We start from the raw sequence: 10,916 nt of genomic DNA, 5'->3' as shown, positions 1-10,916 counted from the left end.
AATTTTATAATTATATTCTTGCTTCAGTTACAATTCCTGTAAATGGTTTACCATCTTTATTAGTTNACTTAATATTAAATAATCCTGCACTTGTATTCAATAAAATATATTCACCAGGTTCTGTATTATTTAAAGCATTTTCAATTTGATTTAAGTATAATATTTGATTTCCATTGATAGAATATAAAATTGTATTATTTGGNNNAACATATATATGCATATGTATTTGGGAGAGTATGTAATATCTTTACATATGGTGTTGCTAAATTAAATATAGAAATTATATATATAGAAAATAGAAATAGTAGTAGAAATATTAATCCAGCAATTATATTTATAGCAGCACCTGCACTATATATTTTTATCTGTTCTTTTTTATTCAATTTCTCAATTTCTTTCTCATCAGGTTCAACAAAAGCACCTATTAATGGTCCTAAATAAAAGAATCCCCAAGATTTAAAATCTAAGTTATTTTTATATACTAAAACAACATGCGAGAACTCATGTATAAATGCTGCTATGAAGATTGCAATTATTGTTTGTGCTATAGGCAATGTTATAGGACCATATGATATACCAGGTAATGCTGGGGCATATGTTGGAGTTTTTGTTAAAATTCCAAAAAATAAGAAGAAAACCGCTAACGATATTTAATATAGGACCTAAAATTAATGATGATATGGATAAAAATTTAGAAAATTTTGAATTAGATATTTTTTTCATTATTTCCATTTATTTTTTTGTCTTAAACATTCCATAAATAAATTTATAATCAGTATTTTCTTTTTTAAAAATTTTTAGAAGTATAAATATTATATGATAGCTAAAAAAATTTTTAATATGCTAAAAATACTGCTGTTTGATNTATATAGATTATAACTCATTTACTTAGCTGTTTTTCCAGTAACCAACGTAATTTCTGATTTCTTTGGTCTTAATGCTGTTGATTTACATCTTCTACATCTAACAAGACCTGCTCTTACTTTTTCAGGATTTGCTCTAATCCTAGCTTCACATTTTCTGCATATAAATATCCTATCGAATTTTCTTGCTTTTATCTCTGGTAATAAGTTTGAAGCCATTATAGAAATAGATTATCAATAATATTTATAATAATTTGTATTCCGCCATATTTATATATAAGGGACCTTCAGGTCTTAATATACTTTGCTTTATATAAAATCTATCTATTAAAATATCATCAGATATATATTTAGATAATTTTTCAATTGATTCTTTAAATTCTTTTTTATTTATTATTTCTTTTATTCTATATAATGTAATATGCTGAGAAAAATTGTAGTCTCTATCAATTTTTATTTTATATAGTTGTTTTATCTATTAAATTATGTAAATTAATTATATCTTCATATCCTTCATATACACCTTCCAAACTACTCTATCTCCAAATGTTCCAATATTACCAATTTTTATACTAAATTTATTATAATTTATATTTTTTAATTCTTCTTTTATTTTTTCAAATATATTTGGCTGTACAACTCCAATAAATTTTAATGTTATATGAAAATTTTCTCTTTCAACAGGTTTCCCATATATACCTCTGAAACCCTTTCTGATTTTCTCTATTTCATCTTTTATCTTTTCTGGTGGATCTATTGCTATAAATATCCTCATAAGAGAATTATTGCAAAAAATATAATATAAGTTATATAGGATAGATACTCTTGTAATTTTCTATTTTTTCTATTATTTAAATTGCGTATAACAAATTTATAGTTTGATAATGGATATAATGGAGTAATTCCAGATACTGTTAATGAATCCTCAATAATATGTAATAAAAATGCTAAAGAAAATAAATAAAATATTTTCATTATAAAAAATCCTAAAAGAAAAAATATTATTATTGGGAATATAGAATGAGTAAAGCCTCTATGTTTAAATAATTTCAGTAAAAATAAAATAAATAAATAATATGGATATAATAGATATTTTAAAATTTTTGATTTTTTAATAATCTCATATTGTTTATTTGCCCAGTTATAAATTTTATAATCATAATCTGGTAGTACGCAAATAAGCCCAACTATTATTGATATAATTATTGAAGATATTTTATCAAAATCAAATATATAGAAAAATATAAGATATGTTATAAATGATGCTAATGCTTGATGAAGTTAATTATCATAATTTTTATCAATATCTAAAAAATATTAAACTATATGGGTGATACAGATTATGATAAAATAATTAACAATTTACTGGGACTTGAAAAATATAATGTAGTTCTACTTGGTTTTAAAAAATATTTAGATAGTATAAAAGAAGATATAGATAAATTAAAATCCGAAATTGAAAATAACAAGGCAGAAAATAAAAGAATTGAAGATAGAATTGAATTTGTTAGAAGATAAATATAATAATATTTCAAATGATATAAAAAACATATATAATTTATTAGATGAGATAAATAAAAAGCTAAATGAAATAAATAAGAAATTAAATGAAGAGATAAATAAATGAAAAGATAGATAATTATAGATACAAATTATTATTGGAAAAATTAAAGGAATTAGATGGTATATAAATTAGTAATTGTAGTTAGAAAAGATTTGGAGATTGGAAAAGGGAAATTATGTACCCAGGTAGCTCATGCTGCTGTTGAAGCTGTTTTAAATCAATTAGAAAGGGATAAAGATATAGTAGAAAAATGGAGGGAGGAAGGTGCAAAGAAAATTGTTGTTAGGTGAATGAATGGATGAATTAATGAATATATATAATCAATCTATATCTTTAGATTTAAATACTGTTTTAATAAAAGATGCAGGATTAACTCAATTAGAGCCTGGAACTATTACTTGTATAGGTATAGGCCCAGATATAGAAGAAAAGATTAATAAAGTAACTGGTTCATTAAAATTATTATGAGTGAAGAATTAATGGATGTATGGAATGTAGAAATAAAAACATCTTTTGATGTAAATAATATAATTTATGAAAAGAAAGTTTTAATTACAATTAAAAATCATTCTCCTTATGTTAGAAAATTTGAAGTAGGAACTAAATATATAAATATAAAAGATCAATATGAGGCATTAAAATTTAGAATTCGTTATAATTTAACTTCTCCAGTAGTAATATCTATAGATAAATATAGGAAAGAAACTATTGAGGTTCTTATACCAAAGGTAAATCATCATTTAGGCGAAATATTGTATTTTATGTGGAAGAACCTTGATAAGAATGAAGAAAAGGAAATACAATACAATCTATAAAAATATAGCAAAAAGAAGAATTTTTGAATTATATAAATTAGCTTTAGAAAATATAGATAATATAAGAGTTAGCTAGAAGATATATATTTATACTATGGAAGATAAAAAATAAAGCAAGAATAAAATTACCAAAGGAATTGAGGAATAAATTTTGTAAAAAATGTTATACTCTTTAAGTTGTTGGAAAAACATTGCAGATTAGGGGCTAAGAAAAGGTAGAATTATATATAAATGTTTATATTGTAATAGGGTAAAAAGGTTTATAATAAGAAAGATTTAAAAAATATTTATTTTAAAAATAATCTTAGGGCGGCCAAAGTGGCCGGGAAACACCCGTATCCATGCCGAACACGGAAGTTAAGCCGGCCCACGTCCGTGTGAGTACTGGCGGTAGCTGGGAAAGCACGGAAGCCGGCCCGACTAAATTTATAAAGATTTTTAAATGAATATTGAATTTTTATTGACTTAAGTTATTCAAATTCAAATACTATTGATAAAATAAATGAAGATTATATTCAGGAAGGTTTAAAACTATTATTAAAAACTTTATAAATTTTCAGTTTGCCACATCAATCATCACCATTCAGATCGTTGATCCATCATCATTTCTCTAGAAATATTATTTTTAAATCTATTTATAATTTAATCATAAAATGGTACAGAAGACTCATGTTAAGAATATAGGAATTGAAGGTATAAATCCACCTGAAAAAGTTTGTGATGATAAAAAGTGCCATGGCATGGGGAAATAAGAATTAGAGGATTCTTATTTGAAGGAAAAGCGTGAAGAGTTAGAAGAAGAATTGTTTTAGTAACCTTTTATAGATACTATTATATTCCAAAATATGAAAGATATATGATAAGAAGATCAAAAATTAAGTCTCATATTCCAAAATGTTTAGATATAAAGGAAGGGGATGATGTTATTATTGGAGAAACAAGGCCAATATCAAAGACAATATCACTTTGTTGTAATTAGTAAAAAATGAAGCCAATTAGTGCTAGAGTAACCAAGGGAATTACTGTTGGTACAATTTTAAGGGTTGCAGATAATTCAAAGGCAAAACTATCAAAAGTAGTTTGTGTAATTGGATATAAGGGTATAAAGAGAAGATATGCTAGAGCTGGAGTTGCTGATATGGTTTCTGTATCAATAATAGATGGAGATTTATCATTAGTTGGAAAGGTTATGAAAGCAGTTATAAGTAGACAGAGAAAAGAATATAGAAGGAAGGATGGAAGAAGGATAAAGTTTGAGGATAATGCTTGTATAATTATAAAAGATGAAAAAACTGGAACACCAGCAGGTACAGTTATTAGAGGACCTGTAGCAAGAGAGGTTGTTGAAAGATGGCCAGAAATTGGAAAAATTGCAAGTATAGTTACATAAGATGGTTCTAAAGATAAAAAATATTGATTATAAAGATTGGAGTTCATCTTGGAAATCTTCTAAAAGTTCTAGAAAACAGAGAAAATATATAAGTAAATGCTCCCTTGCATATTAGGGGTAAGATAATTTCTTCAATGTTATCAAAGGATATAAAAAAATTAATCAATATAAATTCTTTACCCTTAATGCTTGGAGATTATTTTACAGTTTTAAGAGGTAAATATAGAAATACTGAAGGATTTGTAATATATATAGATAGAAAAAAATATAAGGTATATGTAGATAATGTTAAATTTACAAATAAGGCAAATAAAGAAGTGTATAGACCTCTTCATAGGTCAAAATTATTAATATTAAGATTGAATTTAAAGGATAAAAATAGAATAGAAATTATAAAAAGAAAAATGAAGGCAAAAAATATTGAAGAAAGTAAAATAGAAGTATTAATAAATCAATTATTAAATAATTTCTCAATAAAGGAAGATGAATTGGCAAAAGTAATGGAATTGAACAAAAAATTTAAATAGGAAAATATTTTAAAAATAGTTATTAAAAAATAATAAAATGGGTGGCATGTTTNNAATAAAAGGCATTTATGAAATATTACAATACCAAAAACATGGCCAATAAGTAGAAAGAAATATTATTGGATTATTAGGCCAGCAACAAATGGATATAAGTTTGAATATGGTATGCCAATATTATTATGGTTAAAAGATTATTTAAAAATTGTAAAAAATAAGAGAGAAGAAAATATTTGCTAAGAAATGAAAAAGTTTTGGTTAATAATAAAAAAATAAAAGATCTGGGATATAATGTTGGATTGTTTGATGTTATATCCATTAAGGATTTAAATAAAAATTATAGGGTTGTTATGTCTGATAATTTAAAATTAAGAGTGTAATTGAAATTCCAGAACAGGAAAAAGATTTGAAAATAATAAAAATTGTGAGGAAGAATCTTGTTAAGGGAGGAAAAATACAGGTTACTGGAATTGATGGGAGGAATTTTATAATTGATGATAAAGATATAAAAACAGGAGATAGTTTTTTATTTAATACAAAAGAAAATAAAATAGAAAAGATAATAAAAATGAATAAGGGAAGTTTAATATACATATTCTGTGGGTCAAAAGTAAGTACAATTGGAAAATTAGAGAATATAAAAATACTCAAAAAACCCTTTGGACATACAAGATTTATAGAATATATAAATATAGATAATAATAAAAAGGAGGAAACAATATTTGATTATTCGATTGTAATAGGCGAAGAAAAACCTTTAATTACTGTAAGATGAACTCAAATAAAAATAATATAATGAGAAGAATTGTTATTGATAAAGTAACAATAAATATTGGAGTAGGTAAACCTGGTGAACCTTTAGAGAAGGCAGATAAACTATTAAGAAAAGATGTTTCCGGATCTTAAACCTGTTAGAAGGAAAGCAAAGAAAAGGGTACAAGCCTGGGGAATTAGACCAGGATTGGAAATTGGAGTTAAATTAAAAATAAGGGGTAAAAAGGCTGAAGAAACATTAAAATGGTTATTAAAAGCAGTAAATAATACATTGAAGGAATCTCAATTTGATAAATATGGAAACTTTGGATTCGGAATAAAAGAATATGTATGGATACCTGGTATGAAATATGATCCATCAATTGGTATATATGGTATGGATGTTATAGTAACTGTTAGGAGACCTGGATATAGAGTAATGTATAGGAGAATTAAGAGGTCAAGAATACCTGAAAGACATAGAACTACAAAAGAAGAGGTTATAGAATATTTAAAAAACAATTTTGGTGCAAATATTGTAAAAGAATAATTTTTAATATTTTTTATAATATAAAGATTAGATGAGACTTCCAATTATGATAGATTATGTAGAAATACCAAATAGTGTAAGTGTATCAATAGAAGATGGAAAAATACATATAAAGGGACCTAAGGGGGAAAAATATAGAAATATAAATAACAGAAATATTATAGTTGAAATAAAAGAAAATAAAATAATATTCAAGGTATATTTTCCTTCAAAGAAAATAATTAGAGATACTGAATACAATGGTTGCGCATATAAAAAATGATATTGAAGGCGTAACAAAAGTGATTTGTATATAAATTAAGGGGTGTTTCAATACACTTCCCATTGAAATTAAAATTGCAAAATAATAAATTAATAATTGAAAATTATATGGGTGGAAGGGATATAAAAGAAATAGAAATACCTCAAGGAGTAAAAGCAACATTAAATGAAAATGAAATCACATTGGAGGGACATGATATAGAATTATTAGGAAATCTTGCAGGATTAATAGAAAATTCAGTAAAAGCAAGAGAAAAGGATTTAAGAAAGTTCCAGGACGGAATTTATATTATCCAAAAACCATGATGAATAAATTATTAAAACTAAGGAAAATAATTAAGAGGAAAAAACCAGATTATCTTAGGTTTCAATGGTGGAACAGTAATAAAATTGAGAAATAGGAAAGAATCATGGAGAAGACCAAGGGGTATACATAATAAGATAAGAAGGAAATTAAAAAGTAGAGTTTATATGGTAGAAGTTGGATATGGTTCTCCAAGAGAAGTAAAGGGATTATTGCCAAATGGTAAGAGGCCTGTATTGGTACATAATTTAGAAGAATTAGAAAAAATAGATAAGGAAAAAGAATGTGCAATAATTGCTTCTAATGTTGGAAAAAGAAAAAGAGAACAAATAATAAATAAGGCAAAGGAGTTAAATATAGAAATTTTTAATAGCTAATATTTATATAATTTGAAGTAATCTAGTACAAAATTTTTTATCTTTTCAGAATCATTATATAAATCTCTTCCAGACATNTCTATTAATTTCTTTTTTCCTCTAACTTTTTCTAGATTAGATTTCATTAGACTCAATACTTTTGAAAATCCTAACCTTAATAAAATTTTTTCAGTTCTACTAGCCTTACTTATATCAAAATTGTTAAATTCTTCTACATTATGAGAACCTTCTATACTTATATCTAAATCACCAATAGATGTATTTATATTATTCAGCCTTAATAATTATTGTTAATTCTAACTTTCCAATCAATTTTTGGTTCTTCTTTCCAATAATTTTTATAAGCTTCCCATTTAGCTTCTACAAACAATAATCCTTCAGGAGTTAATCTATGAAAATAATATTTTTCATATCTATCTTTTTTAAATATCCCTTCCCATTTATTATTTTCAAGGAATTTTTTGAATTTTTCATAAAAATCCTGTGGAACAAATTTTATTTTTGACTCTTACCCTTGTTTTATATACCGTTTGCCAAGTCATAGTTTAAATGATGCTGTAAAGTCCTTTGCTAAATTTAGAAAATCATCTGCAGTTTTTCCAATACTTTTCTTATGATCCTTTTAATTCACTATCATATAAATATTTTTCAAATAATCCTCTAAGAAATATAGTAAATGGCTTATCTCCAAAATATTTTTGATAATCTGTTATTAAATCCCCATTTATTTTTATATTTAAAATTCCTGCATACTGTTTCATATTATCTAATAATTTTAATGTGTCTATTGTAATATATATATCATAACATATATGTTACGTAATCCGTTATTTTCTTTTCTATATGCCATTCTAAATTTATAGATCTAGATCCATCATCTTTTACTTTCTCTTCATGTTTATTTTCAAAAAAGTCAAATCCTTTATTATCCCAATTTTATTTCATTGATTTATAGAATTTTTGAAAGTCAATTAATCCAGTATATGAGAATGTCTTACCATCAACAACCCTTTCCTTTGGTGGCATAATAAATAAAAAAACTTTAATAATTAAAAGTTAAACTTTTTATAATGTATACGGCAATATCTTTTTTGCATAGGTTAAGGGAGAAAAAGGATTCTATTATAATTGTGGAAGGTAAAAAAGATAAGGAAGTATTAAAAGAATTCTGATGCTAATAATGTATATACGCTATATGAATATAAGAAGGGATGATGGAGTATTTTTAAATTATAGAGAGGCAATTATATTAACAGATAATGATAATAAAGGAAGAATATTATACAAATATGTGAAGAAATTTGTTAGAATCTGATGGAATGATTATAAATGATGTTGAAAGAAGAAAATTCTTTAAATATTTTAGAGTAAGAGAAGTTAAGATTTAAGAAAACATATTGATGAAATAAAATTCTATATTAATTATTTTGAGAATCCTGAGAAGATTTTATATTTTTAATTTTTTTAATTGGATATGACAAAGGATTTTTAATTAATGAACAAATATTATCTGGTGTGCATACTCCATATCTTTATAATATATTTCATTATTGCAATTTTGAGTTAAATATTTTTTATTATTTTTTATAATTTCTTATGCCTGTCTTATTGATATTCTACATATCTATCTCTTAATGGATCCTGTAAACTTTCATTCCATTCTTTTATATATCTTTCTATTTTATCCCATTCCCATCCGATATTTACAAAGAAATTTATTAATATAAATAAAGATCTTTTTCTTCCATCATCCATTTCTTTATTATTTAATATATTTTTTATACATGGGGGAAATAAATCTTCAGTTATTTCTATTTTTCTTTTCTTTATTTCTTCTACATCTTTTTTTGCTTCCTCAATCCCTTCCTGATTTTTGTAATTTTCTGCTAATTGACTAATTTTTCTTACTTCAAATTCATTTTTTATTTTCCATAATAAAGAATTATTAATTAATTTTTTTAATTCCTTTGATTCTTTTCTTTCTAAATCTTCAGTTAAATATGGTATACCTTCATATGAATAATTATTTATATTGGAATCTTCAGGATTTAATTTTTCTATATAGTTTTCTTTTATTGGTATAGATAAATTTCCTGTTTTTTCATTTATTGAATATAAACATCTAATTAAATGTCTTGATGATATTAATATTGTATCTATTTCAATTATATCATATGGATTAAATTTTTCTATATCGTTTACCGCATGTTCTTTTAATTCATCTTCACTAAATTTCAATAATATTATTTTCTTTAACTTCTCTTCTATTTCCTTTGATATATATAATGCTAATATTCTTGCAAGATCCGGAAATAATTTCCTTGTTTCTTCTTCTATAACATTATCCTTTTTATATATATTTATTGTTTCTGGAAATACTTCCCATGGAATTGCTATATGAAATCCTTTTTCTCNAGAATATTTTATATATATAGGATTAATATTTTTTTCTTTTAAATAATCAAAGATAATTCTTGCAGTAACTTTTGATAGATCTAAAGATTTTGTATCTATATCTATTATAAAATCCCATCCTAATCTATACTCATTTAAATCTTTTTTTGAAACTTTTTCACTCAAAATATTTAGATCAATCCATCTCTCAAGTGATATGTGAAATTAAATAGCACCCTTTTTAATATAATTTATTGATATCATCTTCTGTTTCTATTTTTGATGGTCCATGTCCAAAACTATTATTTGATAATAAATATCCAACTTCTCTATTTTGTGAAATTTTTACCATATCTTCCAGAATCTCTTTATTATTTTGATAGAATTTATTTAGATTATTTATTGTTATGCTCATAATAATTTTTTATTGCAAAAAAATAAAAATTACAAAGATTTATAAAAATTTATAAAATCATTCTAATAATGTTTTACGAAGTTCAAATATATGATGTAGTAAGGGTACCGCCAAATGAAATAACAGATAATGTAAATGAAATGATAGAAAAGATATTATTAAATACTTATGTTGGAATGAGTGGAAAAGAATAGTATAATTGTAACAATAAAATCTATAGATGAAATATCTGAAGGTATAATGGTTTTTGAAGATGGAGGAGTATATTATAAAGTAAAATTTACTGCAATTTCATATTTACCAATTATTTCTGAATTAACATATGGATTTGTGTCATCTATAACAGAATTTGGAGCATTTATAAATATAGGAAATATAGAAGGATTAGTTCATATTTCTCAAATAATGGATGATGGAGGATCTGTCTCTGGAAAGGAAGCTTTAATTGGAAAAAATAGCAGAAAAGTATTGAAAGAATGATATGGTAAAAGCAAGAATAGTTACAGTAAGTTATAAAGGTGTATCAAATGCAAGGATTGCAATGACAATGAAACAACCANGATTAGGTAAGCTGGAGTGGCTTGAACAAAAGAAAAAATCTGGTAAATAATGGCATATAAAAAACCAAAAAGAAAAATATGTAGAAATTGTAAAGCAATAATTGATAAAGATGTAGATAGATGTCCATATTGTGGTTCTACACATT

General features: G+C 24.3%; 19 protein-coding genes, 1 rRNA gene and 4 pseudogenes. 17 read left to right on the top strand and 7 right to left on the bottom strand.

The features are described from left to right. Positions 1-194: 194 nt before the first annotated feature. The 5 genes from LUA84_RS03575 to LUA84_RS03560 form a co-directional block, all read right to left on the bottom strand. The gene (locus tag LUA84_RS03575) at positions 195-554 is read right to left on the bottom strand and encodes a site-2 protease family protein (protein WP_231434487.1); all 360 of its coding nucleotides are present in this window, start codon (positions 552-554) and stop codon (positions 195-197) included. 330 nt (positions 555-884) lie between these two features. Further along, positions 885-1,082 (bottom strand): hypothetical protein, encoded by a 198-nt coding sequence (locus LUA84_RS03570; protein ID WP_231434486.1) that lies wholly within the window; start codon positions 1,080-1,082, stop codon positions 885-887. Between the two features lie 25 nt (positions 1,083-1,107). Continuing rightward, the gene (locus LUA84_RS05490) at positions 1,108-1,314 is read right to left on the bottom strand and encodes a 2'-5' RNA ligase family protein (protein ID WP_457913386.1); all 207 of its coding nucleotides are present in this window, start codon (positions 1,312-1,314) and stop codon (positions 1,108-1,110) included. A gap of 45 nt (positions 1,315-1,359) precedes the next feature. After that, on the bottom strand, positions 1,360-1,638 hold the full coding sequence (gene thpR / locus LUA84_RS03565) for an RNA 2',3'-cyclic phosphodiesterase (RefSeq protein ID WP_231434485.1): 279 nt from the start codon (positions 1,636-1,638) through the stop codon (positions 1,360-1,362). Next, the gene (locus LUA84_RS03560; RefSeq protein ID WP_342765405.1) at positions 1,635-2,078 is read right to left on the bottom strand and encodes a metal-dependent hydrolase; all 444 of its coding nucleotides are present in this window, start codon (positions 2,076-2,078) and stop codon (positions 1,635-1,637) included. The genes thpR and LUA84_RS03560 overlap by 4 nt, the downstream gene beginning before the upstream one ends. Positions 2,079-2,189: 111 nt before the next feature. Between LUA84_RS03560 and LUA84_RS03555 the strand changes: the two genes are divergently transcribed. The 15 genes and pseudogenes from LUA84_RS03555 to LUA84_RS03495 all read left to right on the top strand — a co-directional run bounded on the left by LUA84_RS03555 (position 2,190) and on the right by LUA84_RS03495 (position 7,401). Next, the gene (locus LUA84_RS03555) at positions 2,190-2,381 is read left to right on the top strand and encodes a hypothetical protein (RefSeq protein ID WP_231434484.1); all 192 of its coding nucleotides are present in this window, start codon (positions 2,190-2,192) and stop codon (positions 2,379-2,381) included. Continuing rightward, a complete protein-coding gene (locus tag LUA84_RS04475; protein ID WP_256443550.1) occupies positions 2,362-2,490 on the top strand; it encodes a hypothetical protein in 129 nt (42 codons plus the stop codon). Before LUA84_RS03555 ends, LUA84_RS04475 begins: the two co-directional genes overlap by 20 nt. Before the next feature lie 53 nt (positions 2,491-2,543). Continuing rightward, positions 2,544-2,895: pseudogene (gene pth2, locus LUA84_RS04830) on the top strand (peptidyl-tRNA hydrolase Pth2). Next, complete coding sequence (locus tag LUA84_RS03545) at positions 2,892-3,242, top strand: hypothetical protein (protein ID WP_231434483.1); 351 nt, start codon at positions 2,892-2,894, stop codon at positions 3,240-3,242. Before pth2 ends, LUA84_RS03545 begins: the two are co-directional and overlap by 4 nt. A 77-nt stretch (positions 3,243-3,319) precedes the next feature. After that, a pseudogene (locus tag LUA84_RS05485) lies at positions 3,320-3,418 on the top strand (ribonuclease P protein component 4); the annotation flags it as partial. Between the two features lie 129 nt (positions 3,419-3,547). After that, positions 3,548-3,663: ribosomal RNA gene (gene rrf, locus LUA84_RS03540) — 5S ribosomal RNA — on the top strand. Between the two features lie 232 nt (positions 3,664-3,895). Beyond that, positions 3,896-4,231 (top strand): annotated as a pseudogene (locus tag LUA84_RS04825) (30S ribosomal protein S17). Further along, the gene (locus LUA84_RS03530; protein ID WP_231434481.1) at positions 4,228-4,632 is read left to right on the top strand and encodes an uL14 family ribosomal protein; all 405 of its coding nucleotides are present in this window, start codon (positions 4,228-4,230) and stop codon (positions 4,630-4,632) included. The pseudogene LUA84_RS04825 and the gene LUA84_RS03530 overlap by 4 nt, the downstream one beginning before the upstream one ends. A 104-nt stretch (positions 4,633-4,736) precedes the next feature. Further along, complete coding sequence (rplX, locus tag LUA84_RS03525; RefSeq protein ID WP_231434479.1) at positions 4,737-5,159, top strand: 50S ribosomal protein L24; 423 nt, start codon at positions 4,737-4,739, stop codon at positions 5,157-5,159. Between the two features lie 230 nt (positions 5,160-5,389). Next, entirely contained in the window at positions 5,390-5,536 is a 147-nt protein-coding gene (locus LUA84_RS03520; RefSeq protein WP_231434473.1) for a hypothetical protein, read from the top strand. Between the two features lie 26 nt (positions 5,537-5,562). After that, positions 5,563-5,931 (top strand): hypothetical protein, encoded by a 369-nt coding sequence (locus LUA84_RS03515; protein WP_231434472.1) that lies wholly within the window; start codon positions 5,563-5,565, stop codon positions 5,929-5,931. Then, positions 5,928-6,459: pseudogene (locus LUA84_RS03510) on the top strand (50S ribosomal protein L5). The gene LUA84_RS03515 and the pseudogene LUA84_RS03510 overlap by 4 nt, the downstream one beginning before the upstream one ends. A gap of 31 nt (positions 6,460-6,490) precedes the next feature. Further along, the gene (locus tag LUA84_RS03505) at positions 6,491-6,721 is read left to right on the top strand and encodes a hypothetical protein (RefSeq protein ID WP_231434468.1); all 231 of its coding nucleotides are present in this window, start codon (positions 6,491-6,493) and stop codon (positions 6,719-6,721) included. 62 nt (positions 6,722-6,783) lie between these two features. Beyond that, positions 6,784-7,026 (top strand): hypothetical protein, encoded by a 243-nt coding sequence (locus LUA84_RS03500; protein WP_231434467.1) that lies wholly within the window; start codon positions 6,784-6,786, stop codon positions 7,024-7,026. Positions 7,027-7,110: 84 nt separating this feature from the next. Then, positions 7,111-7,401, top strand: a complete 291-nt coding sequence (locus LUA84_RS03495) for a 50S ribosomal protein L32e (RefSeq protein WP_231434465.1) — start codon at positions 7,111-7,113, stop codon at positions 7,399-7,401. A gap of 611 nt (positions 7,402-8,012) precedes the next feature. Here the strand turns inward: LUA84_RS03495 and LUA84_RS03490 are convergent. Then, entirely contained in the window at positions 8,013-8,162 is a 150-nt protein-coding gene (locus LUA84_RS03490; RefSeq protein ID WP_231434463.1) for a hypothetical protein, read from the bottom strand. Between the two features lie 844 nt (positions 8,163-9,006). Further along, entirely contained in the window at positions 9,007-9,639 is a 633-nt protein-coding gene (locus tag LUA84_RS05480) for a hypothetical protein (protein WP_457913385.1), read from the bottom strand. Positions 9,640-10,278: 639 nt separating this feature from the next. Here LUA84_RS05480 and LUA84_RS04455 point away from each other — a divergent pair. Then, positions 10,279-10,404: a hypothetical protein gene (locus LUA84_RS04455; protein WP_256443546.1), complete on the top strand. Its 126-nt coding sequence runs from the start codon at positions 10,279-10,281 to the stop codon at positions 10,402-10,404. Then, complete coding sequence (locus LUA84_RS03480; protein WP_231434461.1) at positions 10,391-10,690, top strand: S1 RNA-binding domain-containing protein; 300 nt, start codon at positions 10,391-10,393, stop codon at positions 10,688-10,690. The genes LUA84_RS04455 and LUA84_RS03480 overlap by 14 nt, the downstream gene beginning before the upstream one ends. Positions 10,691-10,916: the final 226 nt, after the last annotated feature.

This window comes from Candidatus Nanopusillus massiliensis, assembly GCF_920984865.1.
This window is presented reverse-complemented; position numbering and strand designations above follow the sequence as displayed.